The organism is Zemynaea arenosa (assembly GCF_004614185.1).
In the GTDB taxonomy this organism is placed as follows: Bacteria; Pseudomonadota; Gammaproteobacteria; order Burkholderiales; family Burkholderiaceae_D; genus Telluria; species Telluria arenosa.
In genome coordinates, this window is the sequence record NZ_SPVF01000260.1 from 1 (window position 1) to 21,171 (window position 21,171).

General features: G+C 66.9%; 17 protein-coding genes. 4 read left to right on the forward strand and 13 right to left on the reverse strand.

Translation table 11 applies throughout. The annotated features are described in order from the left end of the window. Nucleotides 1-1,374: M48 family metallopeptidase (locus tag E4L96_RS21435; protein WP_135209256.1), on the forward strand; the 1,374-nt coding region annotated here is incomplete at its 5' end. Nucleotides 1,375-1,462: 88 nt separating this feature from the next. Here the strand turns inward: E4L96_RS21435 and E4L96_RS21440 are convergent. The 7 genes from E4L96_RS21440 to xapA all read right to left on the reverse strand — a co-directional run bounded on the left by E4L96_RS21440 (nt 1,463) and on the right by xapA (nt 10,405). Further along, complete coding sequence (locus E4L96_RS21440) at nt 1,463-3,073, reverse strand: methyl-accepting chemotaxis protein (protein WP_135209257.1); 1,611 nt, start codon at nt 3,071-3,073, stop codon at nt 1,463-1,465. A gap of 146 nt (nt 3,074-3,219) precedes the next feature. Further along, nucleotides 3,220-3,630 carry a cytidine deaminase gene (locus tag E4L96_RS21445; protein WP_135209258.1) on the reverse strand — a complete coding sequence of 137 codons (411 nt, stop codon included), beginning with the start codon at nt 3,628-3,630 and terminating at the stop codon, nt 3,220-3,222. After that, complete coding sequence (gene deoA, locus E4L96_RS21450; RefSeq protein WP_135209259.1) at nt 3,627-4,952, reverse strand: thymidine phosphorylase; 1,326 nt, start codon at nt 4,950-4,952, stop codon at nt 3,627-3,629. The genes E4L96_RS21445 and deoA overlap by 4 nt, the downstream gene beginning before the upstream one ends. Before the next feature lie 45 nt (nt 4,953-4,997). Next, the gene (locus E4L96_RS21455; protein WP_370660758.1) at nt 4,998-7,382 is read right to left on the reverse strand and encodes an aldehyde dehydrogenase family protein; all 2,385 of its coding nucleotides are present in this window, start codon (nt 7,380-7,382) and stop codon (nt 4,998-5,000) included. A 21-nt stretch (nt 7,383-7,403) separates the two neighbouring features. Further along, complete coding sequence (gene deoC / locus E4L96_RS21460) at nt 7,404-8,360, reverse strand: deoxyribose-phosphate aldolase (RefSeq protein WP_135209260.1); 957 nt, start codon at nt 8,358-8,360, stop codon at nt 7,404-7,406. Beyond that, nucleotides 8,357-9,550 carry a phosphopentomutase gene (locus E4L96_RS21465; RefSeq protein ID WP_135209261.1) on the reverse strand — a complete coding sequence of 398 codons (1,194 nt, stop codon included), beginning with the start codon at nt 9,548-9,550 and terminating at the stop codon, nt 8,357-8,359. The genes deoC and E4L96_RS21465 overlap by 4 nt, the downstream gene beginning before the upstream one ends. A 24-nt stretch (nt 9,551-9,574) precedes the next feature. Beyond that, nucleotides 9,575-10,405: a xanthosine phosphorylase gene (xapA, locus tag E4L96_RS21470; protein ID WP_135209262.1), complete on the reverse strand. Its 831-nt coding sequence runs from the start codon at nt 10,403-10,405 to the stop codon at nt 9,575-9,577. A 235-nt stretch (nt 10,406-10,640) separates the two neighbouring features. On the opposite strand from xapA, the gene E4L96_RS21475 reads away from it, so the two are divergent. The 3 genes from E4L96_RS21475 (at nt 10,641) to E4L96_RS21485 (ending at nt 13,680) form a co-directional block, all read left to right on the forward strand. Then, nucleotides 10,641-11,780 carry a carbohydrate kinase family protein gene (locus E4L96_RS21475; protein WP_135209263.1) on the forward strand — a complete coding sequence of 380 codons (1,140 nt, stop codon included), beginning with the start codon at nt 10,641-10,643 and terminating at the stop codon, nt 11,778-11,780. Between the two features lie 5 nt (nt 11,781-11,785). Next, the gene (locus tag E4L96_RS21480; RefSeq protein WP_135209264.1) at nt 11,786-12,697 is read left to right on the forward strand and encodes a pseudouridine-5'-phosphate glycosidase; all 912 of its coding nucleotides are present in this window, start codon (nt 11,786-11,788) and stop codon (nt 12,695-12,697) included. A gap of 80 nt (nt 12,698-12,777) precedes the next feature. Next, nucleotides 12,778-13,680, forward strand: a complete 903-nt coding sequence (locus tag E4L96_RS21485) for a LysR family transcriptional regulator (RefSeq protein ID WP_135209265.1) — start codon at nt 12,778-12,780, stop codon at nt 13,678-13,680. Nucleotides 13,681-13,735: 55 nt separating this feature from the next. On the opposite strand, the gene E4L96_RS21490 is transcribed toward E4L96_RS21485, so the two are convergent. From E4L96_RS21490 to E4L96_RS21515, 6 genes are read right to left on the reverse strand one after another with little or no spacing between them, the layout of a single operon-like run. Then, nucleotides 13,736-15,055, reverse strand: a complete 1,320-nt coding sequence (locus E4L96_RS21490) for a sensor histidine kinase (protein WP_135209266.1) — start codon at nt 15,053-15,055, stop codon at nt 13,736-13,738. Then, the gene (locus tag E4L96_RS21495) at nt 15,052-16,449 is read right to left on the reverse strand and encodes a sigma-54-dependent transcriptional regulator (RefSeq protein WP_135209267.1); all 1,398 of its coding nucleotides are present in this window, start codon (nt 16,447-16,449) and stop codon (nt 15,052-15,054) included. The genes E4L96_RS21490 and E4L96_RS21495 overlap by 4 nt, the downstream gene beginning before the upstream one ends. Before the next feature lie 7 nt (nt 16,450-16,456). Then, entirely contained in the window at nt 16,457-17,644 is a 1,188-nt protein-coding gene (locus E4L96_RS21500; RefSeq protein ID WP_135209268.1) for an ABC transporter permease, read from the reverse strand. Beyond that, nucleotides 17,644-18,885, reverse strand: a complete 1,242-nt coding sequence (locus tag E4L96_RS21505; protein ID WP_135209269.1) for an ABC transporter permease — start codon at nt 18,883-18,885, stop codon at nt 17,644-17,646. The genes E4L96_RS21500 and E4L96_RS21505 overlap by 1 nt, the downstream gene beginning before the upstream one ends. Nucleotides 18,886-18,896: 11 nt before the next feature. Further along, nucleotides 18,897-19,559: an ABC transporter ATP-binding protein gene (locus E4L96_RS21510; RefSeq protein ID WP_135209270.1), complete on the reverse strand. Its 663-nt coding sequence runs from the start codon at nt 19,557-19,559 to the stop codon at nt 18,897-18,899. Nucleotides 19,560-19,584: 25 nt separating this feature from the next. After that, on the reverse strand, nt 19,585-20,832 hold the full coding sequence (locus tag E4L96_RS21515) for an efflux RND transporter periplasmic adaptor subunit (protein WP_135209271.1): 1,248 nt from the start codon (nt 20,830-20,832) through the stop codon (nt 19,585-19,587). Between the last annotated feature and the right edge of the window lie 339 nt (nt 20,833-21,171).

Genomic DNA, 21,171 nt, shown 5'->3' on the forward strand with positions numbered 1-21,171 from the left:
GCGCTGTTGTCCGCGGCCGCGTCCGGCGCGGACCCGGCCGCCGTCGGCATCCTGCCCCCAGCACTGACGCGCACCTGGGCGGACCTGTCCGCCGATGTCAACGACAACCGCGTGTACGGCAATGGACTGGTGCTGATGCCGCACCTGCAGGCCTACCTGAATGGCCTGCTCGGTGCGCTCAAGACCGCGGCCGGGGTGCCGGACTGGCCCGGCCAGGTCTACATCACCGCCGACACCACACTCAACGCACACTCCTCGGCGGCCGGGAACATCTATCTGAATATGGGGGTGATCCGTTCGGCCCAGACCGAGGACGAGGTGGTGGCGGTACTGGCGCATGAATTCGCGCACGTCTACCTGAACCACCAGGCCGCGTATGACGCCCATGGCGTGGCGGAAGCGGCGCGCACCCTTGGGCAGCTGACCATGCTCGCCACCGGACGCCTGCCGTCGGGCGGTGCCACCTGGACCGGATTCGACAGCGTCGGCGCGGCGAACTCCCTGACCCACGCATCGATCCTGCCGCGCTGGCAGCGCAGCGTGGAAGAGGAAGCGGACCGCGTTGGCGCCACGCTCCTGCTCAAGCTGAATTACTCGTACGCGGCCGGGTTCAAAACCTTCCTCGAACGGCTGGCGACCATCGAGCAGCGCGAAGCGGCCAGCGCCCCAAGCGTCGATGGCAGCGCCGCCACGCACGCCGACGCCGCCACGCGCGAAGCCAGCCTGACGGCGCAGGTGCTGCCGCTGCTGCCGCGTCCCCGGCCGCAACCCCGCAGCGCGCCCTGGCATGCTGCTCTGGCTGATCCGCAAACGGCGGAAGTCCTGGCTCATTACGCGCTGACACTGCGGATCGACGAGGCCCTGCGCCGTGGCCAGCCCCGGCTGGCCCTGGAACTGGCGCAGCAGGCCAGCTCCGGCGCCACGCTGGGCGATGGATCGATGGTGCTCCAGCTGCAGGAGGTGATGCGGCGTACCGGCTTTTCGGCGGATGACCGGATTGGCGCGCTGCTGCGCAACCGGGACTGGCCGGAAAAGGCATGGGCGGCGCTGTACCTGGCCGCGACCCTGATCCCGCCGGAGAAGCAGCAGCAACTGGCGAAAGCTTATTTGGAAGAGCAGTACCGGGCCTTGGGCGAGCCGCCGCGGGCGTGGCCGGACCTGCTGGCTTTCTACCTGAGCAGCCGCTCCGACTGGGACCGGATGGCGCTGGGGACGCGCTGCCTGTTGAACGGGAAGTTTTCTGCAGCTTGCCGCGAGGCTCAGCTTACGCCGCAGCAGAAGGCTCAGATCGAGGCGCAGAACAAGGCGCGCTCCGAGCAGATGGGAACCAACCTGGGTAACAAGATCATCGACCGGCTACACCTCAAGCGCTGAAGCGCTGAGGTGTTGAGCCGTTGAGGCGCCAAGGCGCTTGACGCCCCGGCGCGCCGGGGCCCGGATGCCGGCTGGCGCGCCCCAGCCTTCAGGCTGCGAGCCGTTCGCGGCGCAGGGCCAGCGCCGGCCGCCGCACGGGCGCCTGGACCGCAGGGGTTGCGTTGACCTGGAAGATGCCGACCAGGCGCGCCAGTTCCGCCGCCTGCTCCTGCATCGACGCCGCCGCCGCAGCCGCTTCCTCGACCAGCGAAGCATTCTGCTGGGTCGCGGTATCCATCTGCTCGATCGCTTCCTTCACCTGTTCGATGCCGGAAGTCTGCTCGCCGCTGGCCGACGAGATCTCGCCCATGATGTCCGCCACGCGCTGGATGCCGTCCACGATCTGCTTCATCGTGGACCCGGCCTCGCCCACCAGGCGGGTGCCGTTTTCCACCTTGCCGACCGAGTCGTCGATCAGGGTCTTGATTTCCTTGGCCGCCGCCGCCGAGCGCTGCGCCAGGTTGCGCACTTCGGAGGCCACCACGGCAAAGCCGCGTCCCTGCTCGCCCGCGCGCGCCGCTTCCACGGCCGCATTCAGCGCCAGGATATTGGTCTGGAAGGCGATGCCGTCGATGACGGAGATGATGTCCACGATCTTGTTGGACGAGGTATTGATCGACTCCATGGTCGTCACCACGTCCGCCACCACCACGCCGCCACGGCCCGCCAGTTCGGAGGCCGCCTGGGCCAGCGTGTTGGCCTGCCTGGCGTTGTCCGCGTTCTGGCGCACGGTGGACGTCAGCTCCTCCATCGAGGACGCCGTCTCTTCCAGCGAGGACGCCTGGCTCTCGGTGCGCGCCGACAGGTCCATGTTCCCGCTCGCGATTTCCTGCGATGCCGTCGCGATCAGATCGGTCCCGCCGCGCACCTTGGAGACGATGCCGGACAGCGAATCCTGCATCGCGCGCAGGGCCGTCATCAGGCGGCCCATCTCGTCGTTGCTCTCAGTGTTGATGGTGTGGGTCAGGTTGCCCCCGGCGATCGCTTCGGACACCTTCACCGCATAGTTCAGCGGGCGCACGATGGCGCGCACCAGCAGCACGCCCATGAAGCCGGCGATCGCAAGACCGCCGAGAAGCGCCACGATGCAGCTCACGAACACGAAATGGTATTCGGTACGCGAGCCGGTGTACGCATCCTGCGAGACGTCCAGCTGCAGCTTGACCAGGTCCGCCATGTCCTTGCGGATGGGCGCGAACAGCGGCACCACCTGCTCGTGCAGCGTGGTGCCCGCGTCGGAGATCATGCCTGCGCGCAGATGCTCGATCATGGGCGCCTGGGCCTGGGACAGGTAGGTGGCGAAGCGCGCTTCGAAGTCCTTGGCCAGTTCGGCCTCGCGCGGGGTCAGCTTGGTCGCCTTGTACTGTTCCAGCGCGGCCCTCAGCTTCTTGGTGTCTTCCTGCACCGTGTCGGTCATCTTGGTGGCGACTTCGGCATTGCTGATCACGGCTTCGGCCAGGTTCAGCTGCGACTGGTTCAGACCGACCACCACGTCATGCAGCTGCGCCAGCGCGACCAGCCGGTCCTTGTACATCGTCTCCATCGACGCATTGGCGCGGCTGAGCGCGGTGAGACCGACCACTGCGCCGACCACGAGCATGGCGGACAGCAGGCCCAGCACGACAATCAGACGCAGCCTGATCGTGAGTCCGTTCAACATTCAATTCTCCTGAAGAAGAGCATACTTTCCCACAAGGATATGACAGCGCGATTTCAGCGTACAGCCCGACAGCGCGGCCCAGCCCGAAAGCTTTCCAGTTCAGCAAAGAAGCGTTGTGCGGCTGCGTCGCTCCGTTGACGCCGTGTTTACTTCTTCAGGTCCCAGCCGCCGAAGGCGTTGGGGAGCTGGGCGGCCGCGGTGGTCTCCAGCGTGTCGCCCTTTAGGTTGGAGAGAACCACCGGCAGCTCGTTCCCGCCCAGTTCCAGGGTCACCTGGCGGCACGCGCCGCAGGGGGCGATGGGACCGTCGGTGTCGCCGATCACGGCCAGCGCGGTGAAGTCGCCCGGCTTGTAGCCATGCGCGATGGCGCTGAAGAAGGCGGTGCGCTCGGCGCAGTTGCACAGGCCATAGCTCGCGTTCTCCACATTACAGCCGCGGAAGATGCGGCCGTCCTTGCACTCCAGCGCCGCGCCGACCTTGAAGTGCGAGTACGGCACATAGGCCAGTTCGCGCGCGGCGCGGGCCTCGTCGACCAGCTTGGTGTACTTGGTGGTCATGGGCGGATGGTCTTGTAGATGATGGGGTTCGGCGCGGGCTTGGACTCGCCCAGCGCATACGCAGCCTGCACTTCGCGTACCGCCTGCTCGGCGGCCTGCTGGGTGCGGGCGTGGACCATGGCCAGTGGCTGGCCGGCTTCAATGCGGTCGCCGAGTTCCACGAGGCCGGTGAGGCCGACGGCGAAGTCGATCGTATCGGTCGGGCGGCGGCGGCCACCACCGAGGCTGACCACCGACAGGCCGAGGCCACGTGTGTCGACTTGCGACACGTAGCCTGCACTCGGTGCCGGCACCGGGACCACGATGGGCGCCTGCTCCAGGTACTTGTCGCGGTTTTCCAGCAGGTCGGCCGGGCCGCCAAGGGCGGACACCATGCGCGCGAAACGCTGCGCGGCTTCGCCGGAATCCAGCGCGGCCTGCAGCTTGGCGCGCGCCGCGTCGTGCGTGCTCTCGACACCGGACAGCACCAGCATCTCGGCGCACAGCGCCATCGTGACCTCGTGCAGGCGCGCCGGGCGCGAGGCACCGGTCAGGTAGTCCAGCGCCAGGCGCACTTCCAGCGCGTTGCCGGCCACGGGACCGAGCGACTCGTTCATCTCCGTCAGCAGCGCCGACGTGCGGGTGCCCGCGCCGTTGCCGACGGTGACGATGGACTGCGCCAGCTCCACCGATTTCTCATAAGTCGGCATGAAGGCGCCGGTGCCGACCTTCACGTCCATCACGAGGGCATCGAGGCCTGCGGACAGCTTCTTGGACAGGATCGAACCGGTGATCATGGCCACCGATTCCACCGTTGCCGTCACGTCGCGAATGCTGTAGAAGCGCTTGTCCGACGGTGCCAGCTGCGCGGTCTGGCCGATGATGGCCACACCCACCTCTTTCACCACCTTGCGGAACAGCTCCGGGTCCGGCACCGTGCAGTAGCCCGGGATCGAATCGAATTTATCGAGCGTACCGCCGGTGTGGCCGAGGCCACGGCCCGAGATCATCGGCACGAAGCCGCCGGTGGCCGCGATCATCGGGCCGAGCATCAGCGAGACCACGTCGCCCACGCCGCCGGTGGAGTGCTTGTCGACCACGGGGCCCGGCAGGTTGAGCGACTTCCACTCCATGACCTGGCCGCTGTCGCGCATCGCCAGGGTGAAGGCGACGCGCTCGTCCATGCTCATGTCGTTGAAGTAGACGGCCATCGCCAGCGCGGCGATCTGCCCTTCGCTGACCGAGTTATCCGTGATGCCGCGGACGAAGAACTGGATCTCTTCGGCCGTCAGCGGCTGTCCATCGCGCTTCTTGCGGATGATTTCTTGTGGGAGGAATGCCATGGCTTTGTAGTTATGTTTGCTCCGCCCGCAGGCGGAGCGGGGGATTCAGACGCCGTATGGAATCCACACGTTCTTCACCTGGGTCGCGTGGTACAGCACCGCGCGGCCGGCGGCCTGCTTGTTGTCGTACCAGTCGCGCCCTTTGCCGCCGCTGGTCCAGGTGCGCTTGAGCGATTCAGCCGACAGGCGCTCCACTTCCGCGCAGCCTTCCGCCTTGCCGTCGTGGCGCCACACGGCGTCCACGTCGTAGTGCGAGGCCAGGGTGCGCGCCAGTTCGTCCGCCGAACCGGTGACGATGTTGAGCGCACCACCCGGCAGGTCGGAGGTATCCAGCACCTGGTACAGGTCGGTGGCGGACAGCGGATAGGCTTCTGACGGCACCGCGACCACGCGGTTGCCCACCGCCAGCGCCGGCGCGACCAGCGAGATGAAGCCCAGCAGCGGCGCCTCGTTCGGGCAGATGATGCCCACCACGCCCACCGGCTCGTTCAGCGCCACGGTGATGCCGTGCATCGGCGGCTGGTGCGCCAGGCCGTCGTACTTGTCGGCCCATGCCGCCCAGGTGAACAAGCGGTCGATGGAGGCCTGCACTTCGCGCTCCGGATTCTTGGCACCGGTCATCGCGCCGATGCGGGCCGCGAATTCGTCGGCCCGGGCGGCCAGGTTCTCGGCGATGTAGTACAGCACCTGCGCGCGATTGTGCGCGGACGCCTTGGACCAGCCGGTGGCCTTGTGCGCCGCTTCCACGGCGTTGCGGATGTCCTTGCGGTTGCCCTCGCCCACGTCGGCGAGGAACTGGCCGCCGGCGCCGTTGATGGCGCGCGAGTAGGCGCCGTCAGGGCGGGCCTGCTTGCCGCCGATGTAGAGCTTCGCGGTGCGGTCGATGGCGAACGGGTTGCCCTCGTCGGACGCCTTGATCCTGGCCTTGCCCGTCTCGATGACCGGTGCGGCGGGACGCGCGTCTTCCGACAGGTGCGTCATGTATTCGAGCATGCCTTCGCGGCCGCCTTCGCGGCCGTAGCCGGATTCCTTGTAGCCGCCGAAGCCGCAGGCTGCGTCGAACTGGTTGGCGGTGTTGATCCACACCACGCCGGCCTTGATCTGCGGCGCCACGTCCAGCGCCAGCGAGATGGACTCGCTCCACACGCAGGCCGCCAGGCCATACACCGTGTTGTTCGCCAGCTGCACCGCTTCCACCGGAGTGCGGAAGCTCATCGCCACCAGCACCGGGCCGAAGATCTCGGTCTGCGCCACACCGGCGGAGGTGGAGGCGCCCATGATCAGGGTCGGCGGATACCACGAGCCGTCAGCCGGCAGTTCGCAGGCCGGTTGATACACCGTGCAGCCTTCGGCCAGCGCCGACTGCACCAGACCCGTGATGCGCTGGTGCTGGACCGGGTCGACCAGCGCGCCCACGTCCATCGACTTGTCCAGCGGGGAGCCGAGGCGCAGGTTGTCCATGCGTGCCTTCAGCTTGGCCAGGAAGCGCTCTTCGACCGATTCCTGCACCAGCAGGCGCGAGCCCGCGCAGCAGACCTGGCCCTGGTTGAACCAGATCGAATCGACCAGGCCTTCGACGGCCGCGTCGAGGTCCGCATCTTCGAACACGATGAACGGCGACTTGCCGCCCAGTTCCAGCGACAGCTTCTTGCCCGTGCCCGCAGTGGCCTTGCGGATGATGCGGCCCACTTCCGTCGAGCCGGTGAAGGCCAGCTTGTCGATGCCCGGGTGGTTGACGATCGCCTCGCCCGTGCGGCCATCGCCGGTGACGATGTTGACCACACCGGCCGGCACGCCCGCCTGCTGGCAGATCTCCGCGAACAGCAGCGCGGTCAGCGGCGTGAATTCGGCGGGCTTGAAGACGATGGTGTTCCCGGCGGCGAGGGCCGGCGCGATTTTCCACGCGAGCATCAGCAGCGGGAAGTTCCACGGCACGATCTGGCCGACCACGCCGACGGCGCGGTAGTCCGCGAATTCTTCGGACTGCAGCTGCGCCCAGCCGGCGTGGTGGTAGAAGTGGCGCGCGGCCAGCGGCAGGTCGGCATCGCGCGTCTCGCGGATGGTCTTGCCGTTGTCGAGCGTTTCCAGCACCGCGAACAGGCGCGAATGCTTTTGCAGCAGGCGGGCCAGCGCGTACAGGATCTTGGCGCGACCATGGCCGCCGAGGGCGACCCAGCCCGGCTGCGCGCGGCGCGCGGCGTCGACGGCGCGGTTCACGTCATCGGTCGTCGCTTGCGTGATCTGCGCCAGCTCCTTGCCGTTGGCCGGATTGTTGGTGGCGAAGGTCTCGGCACCGGCACCCGTCCAGGCGTTATCGATGAACAGGCCGAAGCGGCGCTCATGCTGGTCCAGCCACGCGTTGGCTTCCTTCGTGCTTTCGGGTGCTGGGCCGTAGTCCATGTTTTGGAGGATCTCTTGAATAGTGGGCATGACGATTCCTGACTGTGCGGCTTAGGGCTGCGCGTGGCGGTGAGCCGCCGAGTAGCTGCCGGTGATGTAGTGTTCGAGCTGGCGTTCAATGTCGGTCAGCAGGCTGGAAGCACCGATGCGGAACAGGTGCGGCTGCAGCCACTCGTTCCCCAGTTCCTCTTTCATCAGCGTCAGGTACTGCAGCGCGGACTTGGACGTGGCGACCCCGCCGGCCGGCTTGAAGCCGACCTGGAAGCCCGTCTGCTCGTGGTATTCGCGGATCGCGCGGACCATGGTCAGCGAGACCGGGATGGTCGCGTTGACGCCTTCCTTGCCGGTGGAGGTCTTGATGAAGTCCGCGCCCGCCATCATGCACACCCACGAGGCCTTGGCCACGTTTTCGAGCGTGAGCAGGTCGCCGGTGGCGAGGATCGCCTTGACGTGCGCTTCGCCGCAGGCCTTGCGGTAGTCCAGCATCTCGTCGTACAGCGCCTGCCAGTTCCCGGTGAGGACGTGCTTGCGGGTGATGACGATGTCGATCTCGGTGGCGCCGGCAGCCACGGACAGCTCGATCTCACGGACCTTGGTCTCATGGCTGGACAGGCCCGCCGGGAACGCGGTCGACACCGCGGCGATGGGGATGCGGCCGTTGATGATCTGCGCGGCCGGGGCGATCATCTCGTGGTACACGCAGACCGCACCCGTGGTCACGGGTTCGATGCCAAGAGCCTGCACCAGGTCCGAACGCAGCGGACGCAGGGCCTTCATGCACAGGCGCTCGACGCGGCCCGGCGTGTCGTCGCCGGCCAGCGTGGTCAGGTCGATGCACTGCAGGGCGCGGATCAGCCACGCGGCCTGATACTCCTTCTTGACCGTGCGGCGTGCGCCCAGCGAGGCGGCGCGGCGGTCGGCGGCATTGCGGTTGACCTTCAGCTGGTTGACCCAGCCCAGGTCGAGGCCCTGGGCCTCGTTGCGTTTGAATTCGGAAGGGAAGCTCATAGGACGGGGGTTCCGTGGGAAAGAGGTTGGACGCCCAGGTGCTTGGCCAGGGTCGCGCCGATATCGGAGAAGGTGCTGGAGACCGGCAGCGCGCGTGGCGCGATGCCCGGGCCGAAGAACAGCATCGGAATATGTTCGCGGGTGTGGTCCGAGCCCGTCCAGCTCGGGTCGCAGCCGTGGTCCGCGGTAATCACCGCGATGTCGCCCTCTTTCATCTTCGCGATGAAGTCCGGCAGGCGCGCATCCAGCTCGTGCAGCGCGTTGGAGTAGCCCGGCAGGTCGCGCCGATGGCCGAACATCATGTCGAAGTCGACGAAGTTCACGAAGGTCAGCGACTTGTCCGGCGCGGTATCCGCCGCTTCCAGCAAGCGGTCGAACAGGGCCATGTTGTCCGGGCCCTTGACCAGCTTCGTCACGCCTTGCGCGGCGAAGATGTCGCTAATCTTGCCGAGGGCGATCACCTCGCCGCCCGCGTTCTTCACGTGGTCCAGCAGCGTGGGGCTGGGCGGCGGCACGGCATAGTCGTGGCGGTTCGAGGTGCGCTTGTAGTTACCGTTGGCGCCCACGAACGGGCGCGCGATCACGCGGCCGATGTTGTAGGGCTTGACCAGTTCATACGCGATCTCGCACAGCGCATACAGCTTCTCGAGGCCGAAGTGCTCCTCGTGCGCGGCGATCTGCAGCACCGAGTCGGCCGAGGTGTAGAGAATCGGCTTGCCGGTGGCGACATGCTCGTCGCCATGCAGGTTGATGATCTCCGTGCCGGAGGCGTGGCAGTTGCCGAGGAAGCCGGGTACGCCGGAGCGCTTCTGCAGTTCGTCGGTGAGTTCGACCGGGAACGATGGCACGGTCTTGGGGAAGTAGCCCCAGTCGAAGGTCACGGGCACGCCCGCGATCTCCCAGTGGCCGGACTGGGTGTCCTTGCCGGTGGAGGTTTCGCGCGCCACGCCGTAGGCACCGGTGAAGCCGTCGCGCTTTGCGAAGCCGTCGGCCCACTTGCCGGTGGCGATGTGCGCGGCCGCCGCGAGGCCCAGCTTCTCGAGATTGGGCAGCGCCATCGGCTTGCCCTGCTGCGCGGCCCATTGCGCGATGTGGCCGAAGGTGTCGGCGCCTGCGTCGCCGTACTTCGCGGCGTCGGGCAGTTCGCCCAGGCCGAACGAATCGAGCAGGAGGATGAATGCGCGGGACATGAGAGTCTCCTTTGGTTCCTTGAATTAGGCCTTGGCGGAGTAGCGCTCGAGGAAGGCGAGGATCAGTTTCACCAGCGACTCCGCGCCCACCGCCGCGTACTTGAGCGTCTGCTCGTGCGACAGTGGGAACGGGGACATGCCCTCGGCCAGGTTGGTGATCACGGAGACGCCCGTGACCTTCAGGCCGCAGTGGCGCGCGGAGACGACTTCCGGCACCACGGACATGCCGACGGTGTCCGCACCGAGCGTCTTGAAGGCGCGGATTTCAGCGGCGGTTTCAAAGTTCGGACCTGCGTAGGCGATGAACACACCTTCGTGCAGCGTGATGTCCTGCTCTGCCGCGATGGTCTTGATGAACTCGCGCGTCTCCTTGTCGTAGGCGTTGGCCATGCTGAAGAAGCGCGGGCCGAAACGGTCGTCGTTCGGGCCGATCATCGGGGTGCCCGGCAGGAAGTTGATATGGTCCGAGATCGCGACCAGCGAGCCTGCATCCACTTCGTTGCGCAGCGAGCCGGCGGCATTGGTCACGAACAGCAGTTCGCAGCCGATCAGCTTCAGGGTGCGGATCGCGCTGGTCATCACGCCCATGCCATAGCCTTCGTAGAAGTGGCCGCGGCCCTTCATGCACGCCACCGGCACCCCCGCCAGCGTCCCCAGGACCAGCTGGCCAGCGTGGCCATGCACAGTGCTGATCGGGAAGCCGGGCAGCTCGTCGAAGCCGATGGTGACGGCGTCCGCCATCTGCTCGGCCAGCACGCCCAGGCCGGAGCCCAGGATCAGCGCCACGCGCGGCGCGAAGCCGGGGGCACGCGCCTTGATGATATCGGCGGCTTCAAAGGGGGTGTTCGTGGACATGGAATTCCTCGTTCGAATGATTTTTATAGGGTGAGCGTGGGACCGCGGATGGGTCCGCTTGGCGGAATTGAATATTATAACTATGCACGACGGCGATTATGAAAGGCAAATACCGTTTTTCTTGCCAATTTATAGCAATCTGCTATAAATGACACATGGTCGCATTTCTTGATTGACATCAATATGACAAATGTTTAGCATCACAAACAATTGTCCATAACGGGTATCGCCCATCGTGACCGAACTGTCCAAAAAAGACCAGCTTTACGAGCTGATCAAAGCCAACCCGTTCATCTCCCAGCAAGACCTCGCCGTGCAGCTGCGGCTGTCGCGCTCGGCCGTGGCCGGCTATATCGCCGGCCTGATCCGCGAACGGCGCCTGCTCGGGCGCGCCTACGTGCTGCCGGACAACCGGCCCATCATGTGCATCGGCGCGGCCAACCTGGACCGCAAGCTGCGTTCCATCGCCACCCTCGTCAAGGGCACCTCCAATCCGGCGCGGCAGGACGAATCGTTCGGCGGCGTCGCCCGCAACATCGCCGAGAACCTGGCCCGCCTGGGTGCCCCGGTCGCGCTGATCACGGCGATCGGCACCGATTCCTCAGGCAAGGCGTTGCTGGAGCATGCGGCGTCGCTCGGCATCGACACGCGCGGCACCCTGCGCGTGGCGGGCAGCTGCAGCGGCACTTACACGGCCGTCCTGGACGATCATGGCGAAATGATGCTGGCCCTGGCCGACATGGCATTGTACGACCAGATCACCCCGGAATTCGTGGTGAGCCGCCAGCCGCAGCGCGCCGCCGCAGCGCTCACGGTGGCGGACTTGAACCTGCCGCGCGACACCATCCGCGCCCTGCTCGACGATGCGCAGCGCTACGCGGTGCCGATGGTGCTGGTGGCGGTGTCCGAACCGAAGATGGAACGGCTGCCCGCGGACCTCACCGGCCTGCGCCTGCTGATCCTCAACCAGGGCGAGCTCGAAGTGCGCGTGGGCCGCAAGATCGCGAACGATGCCGACATGCTGGCCGCCTGCCGCGAAGTGCAGGGCCAGGGCGCGCGCGACCTGATCGTCACGCGCGGCAGCACGGGCGTGATCCACACCACGCCGGACGGGCGCATCGAGAAGCTGGCGGCGCGCGAAGTGAAGGTCGTCGACGTGACTGGCGCGGGCGATGCGTTTGCCGCCGCGGTGTGCTGGTCGCTGTACCAGGGCAGCGATGACCTCAACCTCGCCTGCCGCCGCGGCCTGCAGCTGTCGGCCATGACGCTCGAATGCGAAGAGACGGTCTGCCCGTGGCTGGCCACGGACAGCCTCGATGAGATCCACAATTTCGGGTCTCCTCTTCCTCCTCTTAATCCGCTGTACCAGGACTGATCATCATGCACCATCACCTTTTGTTCTCGCCCGAAGTGGCGGCCGCGCGCGCAGCGGGCAAGCCAATCGTGGCGCTGGAATCGACCATCATCTCGCACGGCATGCCGTATCCGCAGAACGTGCAGATGGCGCGCGAGGTCGAGCAGATCATCCGCTCTGCGGGTGCGGTGCCGGCCACGATTGCCCTCATCGGCGGGAAGATCTGCATCGGTTTGTCCGATGAGCAGTTGGAGCTGCTGGGCACCGCACCGGACGCGATGAAAGTCAGCCGCCGCGACATGGCCTACGTGCTGTCCAAGAGTTTGCTGGGCGCGACCACCGTGGCCGCGACCATGATCTGCGCGCAGATGGCCGATATCCAGGTGTTCGTCACCGGAGGTATCGGCGGCGTACACCGCGGCGCCGAGACCAGCTTCGACATCTCGGCCGACCTGCAGGAACTGGCGCAGACCAGCGTGGCCGTGGTGTGCGCAGGCGTGAAGTCCATCCTCGACATCGGCCTGACGCTGGAATACCTGGAGACCCATGGCGTGCCCGTGGTGAGCGTGGGACAGCGCGGCTTCCCGGCATTCTTCACGCGCGAGAGCGGTTTCAATGCCGACTTCCAGCTTGATACGGCAGAAGAGCAGGCCGCGTTCATCCGCACCAAGTGGTCGCTCGGTCTGAAAGGCGGCGTGGTGGTATCCAATCCCGTGCCGGCGGAAGCGGCGATGCCGCGCGAGGAGATCGACCGCATGACCGCACAGGCGCTGAATGAAGCGGCGCAGCAGAGCGTTACGGGCAAGGCGGTCACGCCCTTCCTGCTGGGCCGGATCAAGGAATTGACGGCTGGGCGCAGCCTGGCCACCAACATCGCGCTGGTCAAGCACAACGCCATGGTGGGTGCGCAACTGGCCGTCGCCATGCACCACGCCTGACCAGCACCGACCGCGCGCCGCCCATGTCCATCGATATCGCCTATCCACACGCATAAGCGGCTGCCGACCGCTGTTCCCCTATGTCCATCGATATCAAGCAGCTCAAGTACTTCCTCGCCGTGGCCGAGGAGAAAAGCTTCAGCCGCGCGGCCGAGCGCCTGCACATTTCGCAGCCGCCCCTGTCGCAACAGATCATGAAGCTGGAGGCGGAACTGGGCGTGCGCCTGTTTGCGCGCACCACGCGCACGTTCGAGCTCACGGTCGCGGGCAAGGCTTTGATGGGCGAGGCAGCGGACCTGCTGGCACGGCTGCGCATGACCATCGATACGATCCGGCAGATCGACCGGGGTGAAGTGGGCCGCCTGCGCGTGGGGATCGTCGGTTCGGCGATGTGGGGGCCGATCCCGCGCATGCTGGAAGAGTTCCAGACCAAGTTCCCGCGCGTGACCTGGACCTTGCACGAGCTGGGGCCGACGGCGCAGTACGAAGCCTTGCGCGCGAAGCAGATCGATGTAGGGTTCTGGCGCGAGCCGAAGATGGATGCGGATGAACTGAAGCACGACAACCTGCGGCAGGAGCTATGCTTCCGCGAGAATGTGTGCGTCGCGGTGAACGAGCGGCATCCGCTGGCCGCGCGTGCGCATATCGACCTGACCGACCTCGCCGAGGAGCCCTTCCTCACGCTGGCCCTGGACAAGTCCGCGTTCCCGCGCTACCTGCTGCAATGCTGCGTGGCGGCCGGTTTCGAGCCGCGTGTGTACCAGGAGGCCAACGAGCCGCAAACGCTGCTGGCCATGGTCGGCGCGGGCCTCGGCGTGACGCTGGTGCCCGAGACCACGGGCCGGGTCGGCTGGCCTGGGGTGGTCTTCGTCCCGATCCGCAGCAACGCTCCCTCAGCCAATTTATACATCGCCTACCCCGCCCTCGACGACGCCCCGGTCGTCCGCGCCTTCCTCAACATCCTCTCGCCTTCTGTCGGCTAAGTGCCTCTGGACCGGGGTCAGGCCCCCTGGGATGAACCGGGGCCTGACCCCTGCGCTAGTTTCTGGTGAACCAGATGTCGAAGCGGGTTTCGCCACTGCCGGTAGGGGCGAGGCGGTAGCGGAGGCCGTGGCGCAGCAGGACTTCGCGGACCAGCAGCAGGCCGATGCCCTGGCCGCTCTTTTTCGTCGTGAAGAAGGGTTCGAACAGGCGGTGCACTTCGACGCCCGCGAGGCCGTTGCCGGAGTCGATCACGGACAGGCGCGCCCCATCGGGCTCGCGCGCCAGCTCCAGGCGAATCAGGCCAGCGCTGCCCACCGCCTCCATCGCGTTCTTCAGCACATTCACCAAGGCTTGCTCCATCAGCTGGCGGTCCAGCGGCCATTCGCCAACATCCGTGCGGCCCGACCAATCGAGCTCGATGCCGCGCGCGCGGCAGGGTTCGCGGTACAGCCATGCGATGTCGTCCACCAGCGCGGCCAGCGACACGGGCCGCAATTCCGGCGCGGGCATCTTGACCACCCGCGTGAAGCGCTCGATGAATTCCCCGAGACTGGCATTGCGCCGCTTGACCGCATCCACCGCCGTGGTGAAATCGGACCGGTCCTCGTCCCGCAACTGCGCGCTGTAGAACAGCAGCGAGTCGAACACGGACCCGGTGGCCGCCACCGTGTTATTGACCTCATGGGCCAGTACGCGGATCAGCTTTTCGTAGGTGGCGCGCTCGGATTCCTCCAGCTCCGCGGTAAGCTCCTCCACCAGCAGGAAGTCGCGCCGGAAGCCGCGGTCGAAGAACTGGCCACGCTGCGCCCGCAGGCGCCGTCCGCCCGCATCCGTCAGCATGCGCGCCTCGCCGGACGGCACCGCGTCCAGCTGCGCCGCCAGCGGATGGGCCACGCCCAGCTCCGCCAGCGTGCGGCCGCCCTGCCCCGCCAGTTCCAGCATGCCGTGGGCGCTCGCATTCATCAGCGAGATGCGGCCATCGAAGTCGAACACCACGACCGCGCTCGGCGTGGCCTCCAGTAGCCGGTCCAGGAATCCCTGCTGCTCGCCGATGCGCAACCGCTCCGCGTGCAGCTTGTGCAGCATGGCGTTGAAGGTATCGACCAGGCCATTGAGTTCCGCCGACGCGCCGTGCTGCAGGCGCGCCGCATAGTCCTGGTCCTGCAGCAGTTCATGGAAACGCTGAGTGTAGCCGAGCGGCTCCAGGCCGCGCCGGACCAGCCGCAATCCGACCACGAAGCTCGCGACCAGACCCGCCTCCACCATCACGAACAGAATCGGCGTGCCGATGAGCAGCGCCACCGAGAACCCCAGCAGCACCAGATGCAGCGTGGCCAGATACCCCAGCAGCCGCCCGCGCAGCCCGAGCCTCATTCAGCCTCGCCGGCCGGCACATGGCCCGCCAGTCCGTGCCGCTCCAGGCGCCGGTACAGCGCGGTGCGCGAGAGCCCCAGCGCCCGCGCCACGCGCGAGATGTTCCCGTGGTGCTGCTCCAGCGCCTTCTCGATCATCAGGCGCTCCACCTGCTCCAGCGTCATGCCGTCCACGCCCAGGCCGGACGCGCTGGCCGGTTCGTGGCTGGCCGCCGCGATGAAATCCCCCAGCCCGAGTTCCTGCTTGCCCGAAAGGAGAATGGTGCGCTCCACGGCCTGCCGCAGTTGGCGCACATTGCCCGGCCACGGCTGGGCCGAAAGCCAGTCCAGCGCCTGGTCGGTCACGCCGATCTCGCCCAGGCCATAATCGGCCGCCACCCGGTCCGCGATGTGCCGCACCAGCAGCGGAATGTCGCTGCGCCGCTCGCGCAATGACGGCAGGCGGATGGTGATGAGGTTCAGCCGGTAAAACAGGTCTTCGCGGAAGTCGCCGGTGGCCACCAGCTCGGCCAGCTCGCGGTTGGTGGCCGAGATCACGCGCACGTCCGCCTGTTGCGCAGCGCTCGCGCCCACGGGCCGGTACGACTGGTCCTGCAGCACGCGCAGCAGCTTGACCTGGTCGGGCCGGTGCAGCTCCCCGATCTCGTCCAGGAACAGGGTGCCGCGGTGCGCACTGGCGACGTGGCCGATGCGGTCCGCCTTCGCATCCGTGAAGGCGCCGCGCACATGGCCGAACATCTCGCTCTCGAATAGCGAGGGCGGAATCGCGCCCATGTTGATCTTGACGATGGTCTCATCCGCGCGCGTGCTGTTGCGGTGGATGGCGTCCGCCACCATCTCCTTGCCGGTCCCGCTCTCGCCGAGGATCAGCACCGGAGCTTTGGTGGCGGCGACCTGGCCGATGGTGGACAACACCGCCAGCAGCCGCGGATGTTCGCCCACGATGTTAGAGAAGTCAAAACGCGCGTCGAGCTGGCGGCGCGATTCGCCCGCCGCACCGCCGGCCGCGCTTTGCAAAGTCACCCGCACCAGTTCCAGCAGCTGCGCGTTGTCCCACGGCTTGGTGAAGAAATTCGCCGCTTGCGCTTTCATGCCGCGCACCGCGAGTGCGATCGAACCCCAGGCCGTCATCAGCAGCACCGGCAGCGCAGGCTGCGCGGCCTTGATGCGGCCCAGCAGATCGAGTCCTTCGTCGCCGCTGGTCGCCAGCGAGAAGTTCATGTCCTGGATCACCAGGTCGAACGGTGCGCTGGCCAGCATGGCGAGGGCTTGGGCCGCGTCGTCGCAGGCGCGGGCGTCGTATCCGGCCTGCTTGAGCAGCAGGACCAGCGAGGCCTGGACGGCGGCGTCGTCATCGACGACCAGGATGCGGGGCTTGCGGGAGGAATCGGTCACAGCGCGGTCATTCGTAATGCAGGGCTTCGGTGGGGCTCAGGCGGCTCGCGCGCCAGCCGGGGTAGAGCGCGCACAGCAAGGATATCAGATAGATCACCCCGGCCGACAGCACCCCGGCCGCAGCAAACACGGACCAGTTGAGAGAATCCCCCAGTGCTCCCGTCAGCGGCAGTTGCGCGAGCAGCACCAGCCCCGTGACCAGCGCCAGGCTGCTGAGGAGCAGCTGCTCCCACACGATCTGGCTGTACACCGCGCCCGGGCTGGCGCCAACGGCGCGCCGCAGGCCGATCTCCGGGATGCGCAGCGTGGTGTTCTGCCACAGGACCCCGAACAAACCCACGCCCACCATCACCAGCAGGAAGGCGGCGATCACGCTGGCCACGGTGAGAGGAATGGTCACGCTGCGCAGCATGCTGTCGCGTTCCTCGGTCAAGGGCGTGACGGTGAAGCCGTAGTTGGGCCGCATCTGGCGCAGGCGCGCCACCAGCTGCTGTTCGAACGCGCGCGGGGTCCCCGGCGCCAGCCGCACCACCAGCGTGCGCAGGTCGTCCGGTCCACCCGGCGCAAAACGCGTGACCATGTAATTGGACGGGGCCATGAAATTCCCGCGCGTGCGCATGTCTTCCATGACGCCGGTCACGGTGTAGTAGACCGGCTTCTTGCCGCCGGAGCTCAGGCGCTGGCCGAGGGCCGAGCGGCCCGGGAACAGCGCGTCGGCCAGGCGGCGGTTGATGACAGCCGGGGTAGCGAGACCTTCATCGGCACGCGAAAACCAGCGTCCCTCGGTCACGCGCAGGCCAAGCACCTTGGGCGTCTCGTCGGTCACGTAGATGCTTTCGGTGCCCACCAACCCGCTGCCATCGGCATGGCCAATGTCGTCGGTCATCGACGAGAAGGTGAATGGCGAAAAGCTCATGAACCCGACTGCCTGCACCTGCGGCATGCCACGCACCGCGCGCTCCAGTTCATCGATGCCGAGAGCCCCCGCGATCTTCTGTTCCCCGCCGCTGCCCTGCACGTTCACGGCCCACACGTTCTCGTACTCCATCCCCAGCGGCATGCGGTACAGCTGCGTGAAGCGCACTGCGGCGGCGGCGATGGCAAACACCATCAGGAAGGCCAGCAGGATTTCCAGCGTCAGCATCAGGTTGCGCGTCTTGCGCTTCCAGACAAGTTTCAACAGATGCGCAAACATCAAGCGACTCCTTTCAGCGCGACCACCGGGTCCATGCGCGACATTTTCCAGGCCGGGATGGCACCCGACAGCGTGCCGAAGATGGCCGCGATCAGCAGGCCGGCACCAAACACCGGCAGGTTGATGCCGATCGACAGATACGGAATCAGCTGCGAGGCATTGATCCACATGAGAACCAGCTGGGCCAGGCCGAGCGCCAGCAGGCCGCCGAGCAGGCAGAGAAACACGTTCTCGAAGATGAACTGGCCCACCAGCTGCGCATTGGTCGCGCCGAAGGCCTTGCGCACGCCGATTTCCCCGCTGCGTTCCATGATGCGGCCCGCATTCAGGTTGACCAGGTTCAGGGCCGGGAGCAGCATGAACAGCAGCATGGCGATGCCCAGCACGGACAGCAGGATGGCGGCGCCGGAATCCTCGGTCTGGTCGCTTTGCGTCACCATGCGGGCGATCACGTCCAGCTTCGAGTCGCCCCAGAACCAGGCCTGCGCATGCTTGACCGGATCATCGAACTGCACGGTGCGCGCCACGCGCGCGATATCCGCCTGCAGGGCCGCGACGCCGGCCGGGCTGGGGGCCATCAGCAGGGCGAAGAATTCGCCCGACATCTCGCTGCGGTAGGCGGTCGAGGGCATGGTCGTCACGGGTACCCAGATATCGCTCCACGCGTTCAGGTGCATGGCGTCTTCCACCACGCCGATCACCTTGAAGGCCTGGCCGCCCGCGTTGAGCGGCTGGCCGACAGCGGGCGCGCTGCCGAACAGGCGGCGCGCGGTGGTCTGGTTGAGGACCGCGACAAACCGGCCTTGCTGGTCGTCGTCCGCGTTTGGCAGGCGCCCTGCCAGCAGCCGGAAATCCATGATCTTCCAGTAGTTGGCGTCCACGCGGCGCAGCTGCAGCTTGCTCACCTGGCCGTCCTGGTACACCGAGACGTCGCGCGGCCCGCTGGCCATGGCCACCACCTCCGCCGTCTTCAGCGGCCGCAGGTAATGATCGACCAATTTGGCGCCGAGGGGGCTGCGCATGCGGCCCACGCCGTCCTGCGGCCTGGTGGTCAGCGTATAGATCTGCACGAAGCGGTCGCTGCGCCCTTCCACCCCACTCGGGAAGAACGTGTATTCCAGCAGCGCGGTGGCCACCACCAGCACCACCAGCGTGATCACGATGCACAGCAGGTTAATCGCCGTGAACAGCTTGCGGCGCATGAAGACCTTCCACGCCGTCTTGAGATAGTTGAGGAACATCCCGCGCTCCCTCAGGCGACCAGCTGGCCGTCGAACACGCGCACGATGCGGCCGGCCTGGCGGCCCTGGCGCTCGTCGTGGGTCACCATCACCACCGTCGTGCCCTCGGCATTGAGCTTGAGGAGGATGTCCATCACCTCCTCGCCCATCTTGGAATCCAGGTTCCCGGTCGGCTCGTCCGCCAGCAGCACCTGCGGGTTGCCGACGATGGCGCGCGCGATGGCCACGCGCTGCTGCTGGCCGCCGGAGAGCTGGTTGGGGTAGTGCTCCATGCGCGCGCCCAGGCCCACCTTCTCGAGCGCGGCCTGCGCCAGGCGGCGGCGTTCCGCGCCCGGCGTGCCGCGGTACAGCAAGGGCAACTCCACGTTGTCGATCACGCGCAGGTCGCTGATCAGGTGGAAGCTCTGGAACACGAAGCCGAAGGTGGAGTTGCGCAGCTTGGCCAGGTCGCCTTCGCGGCGGCCGTCCAAGGGCTGGCCGTCCACGTGCACGCTGCCGGCGCCGGGGCGGTCCAGCAGGCCGATGAGATTGAGCAGGGTGCTCTTGCCGCAGCCGCTCGGACCCATGATGGCCACGAACTCGGACTTGCGGATTTCGAGGTCGATGTCGCGCAGCGCCAGCGTCTCCACCTTGTCGGTGCGGTAGGTTTTGCTGACCTTATTCAGTTTGATCATTGCGGATATCCCTTGGTGGTTGGATTTATTGAGTGACACGCAGCGTGTCGAGGTCCTTGTAGCGGCTCATGTCGGAGACGATCAGGCGCTCGCCCGCGGTGGCGCCGGACGCGATCTCCACGTTCTTGCCGTCGCTGGCGCCGATCTGCAGCTCGCGCTTGACCGCGCGGCCCTCGCCCACGACCCACACGGCCTGGCGCCCGCTCCCGTTAAAGGCCGGGCCGGCGCTGGCGACCAGTGTCTGCGCCGCGCCCGAGGTGACGATCCACGCCTCCACCCGCAGCTTGTTGCGCAGGAGCGGATGGTGGGGCTGGTCCAGCGCGAGCAGCACTTTCATGGTGCCGTTCTGGATTTCGGGCAGCACGGTCTGCACCTTGCCGGTCAACGTCTGGCCATTGTGTTCGATGCGGGCGGCCTGCCCCGCGGCGATGCTGTGGGCGTGGAAGTCCGACAGCGTGGCCTCGACGCGGAAGTTGCTGGTCTCGGACACGCGCGCGACCACCTGCCCCGCGTTGACGGTGGCGCCCTCGTCTTCCGCCAGCCAGGTCAGCACGCCCGCGAACGGCGCGCGCACCTGGGCCGATGCCAGCTGGCGCTCCTGCTGGGCGAGCTGCTTCTGCAGAATGGATTTCTGCAGCAGGGCCCCGTCGATGGAAGTGCGCGTGGAACGCTTGCTGTCCTCGATCTGCTCCTGCTGCTGGCGCAGCTGCACCTGGATGCGCTGCACGTTCAGTTCCGCCGTCAGCAGGTCCTCGCCGGACACCGCACCGCTGCTGCGCAGCTTCTGGAAGCGCTGCCACCTGGCCTCCGCGCTCTTCAAATCCAGCTGCAGCAGTTCGATGGCGGCCACCAGCTGCTTGCGCTTCTGCTCCAGCTCCTGGGTCAGCGCGGCGATCTTGTTTTCCTGCTGCGCGAGCTGCTCATGCAGGCCGTCGATGGTGAGGCGAATGTCCTTGTCGTCCAGCTGCAGCAGCAGTTCGCCCTGCGCCACCTCCTTGCCCGGCTTGGCCACCACCTTGGCCACGCGGGTGGTCACGGGGCTGGTCACCATCTCCTCATGCACGGGAATCACCGTGCCGCTGGCGGAAACGGTGTTGGCGAGCGTGCCGCGCTGGATGACCGCGATGGTCACGTCCTGCGCGCTGACGGCGGGCCGGATCAGGCGATTGAGGCCGAAGGCGGAAGCGGCGACGGTGGCGAGGATGGCGACGGCGGCCAGCATGCGCAGGCGGCGCTGGCGGGTTTGAATGCGGGGGTCGAGAGGCTGGTCCATGCGCCTGGCATTGCAAGCGCCGTGCCACCCCCAGTTTCCCTATGAGAGAAAGCAGGAGCGAGGCCCCGGCCCTGACCCATGCCGGGCACCGGTGTCCGAAAGCGGACACCGGCCGGGCGTACGTACGAGAGGCTCCCCAGCCATACGCCAGCCGAGATAGAACACATCGGAATTCTCATATGAGAGGCGGAGCGGCCATGGTTCATCATTGCCCGCTACATAACGAGAACAATAGTCCGAGACAATGATCACCGCAAGCGCCCCGCCGCCCTGCGCCGGGACCGTCGCCGGCCTGCTGGCTGGCGGCCCATGGCTGGCGGGCCTGACCCCGGTCCAGCT

Excerpts from the sequence above, each read along its gene's own strand:
- E4L96_RS21440 (WP_135209257.1), bottom strand. The coding sequence starts at position 3,073 with ATGTTGAACGGACTCACGATCAGGCTGCGTCTGATTGTCGTGCTGGGC.
- E4L96_RS21445 (WP_135209258.1), bottom strand. The coding sequence starts at position 3,630 with ATGACCACCAAGTACACCAAGCTGGTCGACGAGGCCCGCGCCGCGCGC.
- deoA (WP_135209259.1), bottom strand. The coding sequence starts at position 4,952 with ATGGCATTCCTCCCACAAGAAATCATCCGCAAGAAGCGCGATGGACAG.
- E4L96_RS21455 (WP_370660758.1), bottom strand. The coding sequence starts at position 7,382 with ATGCCCACTATTCAAGAGATCCTCCAAAACATGGACTACGGCCCAGCA.
- deoC (WP_135209260.1), bottom strand. The coding sequence starts at position 8,360 with ATGAGCTTCCCTTCCGAATTCAAACGCAACGAGGCCCAGGGCCTCGAC.
- E4L96_RS21465 (WP_135209261.1), bottom strand. The coding sequence starts at position 9,550 with ATGTCCCGCGCATTCATCCTCCTGCTCGATTCGTTCGGCCTGGGCGAA.
- xapA (WP_135209262.1), bottom strand. The coding sequence starts at position 10,405 with ATGTCCACGAACACCCCCTTTGAAGCCGCCGATATCATCAAGGCGCGT.
- E4L96_RS21480 (WP_135209264.1), top strand. The coding sequence starts at position 11,786 with ATGCACCATCACCTTTTGTTCTCGCCCGAAGTGGCGGCCGCGCGCGCA.
- E4L96_RS21485 (WP_135209265.1), top strand. The coding sequence starts at position 12,778 with ATGTCCATCGATATCAAGCAGCTCAAGTACTTCCTCGCCGTGGCCGAG.
- E4L96_RS21490 (WP_135209266.1), bottom strand. The coding sequence starts at position 15,055 with ATGAGGCTCGGGCTGCGCGGGCGGCTGCTGGGGTATCTGGCCACGCTG.
- E4L96_RS21500 (WP_135209268.1), bottom strand. The coding sequence starts at position 17,644 with ATGTTTGCGCATCTGTTGAAACTTGTCTGGAAGCGCAAGACGCGCAAC.
- E4L96_RS21505 (WP_135209269.1), bottom strand. The coding sequence starts at position 18,885 with ATGTTCCTCAACTATCTCAAGACGGCGTGGAAGGTCTTCATGCGCCGC.
- E4L96_RS21510 (WP_135209270.1), bottom strand. The coding sequence starts at position 19,559 with ATGATCAAACTGAATAAGGTCAGCAAAACCTACCGCACCGACAAGGTG.
- E4L96_RS21515 (WP_135209271.1), bottom strand. The coding sequence starts at position 20,832 with ATGGACCAGCCTCTCGACCCCCGCATTCAAACCCGCCAGCGCCGCCTG.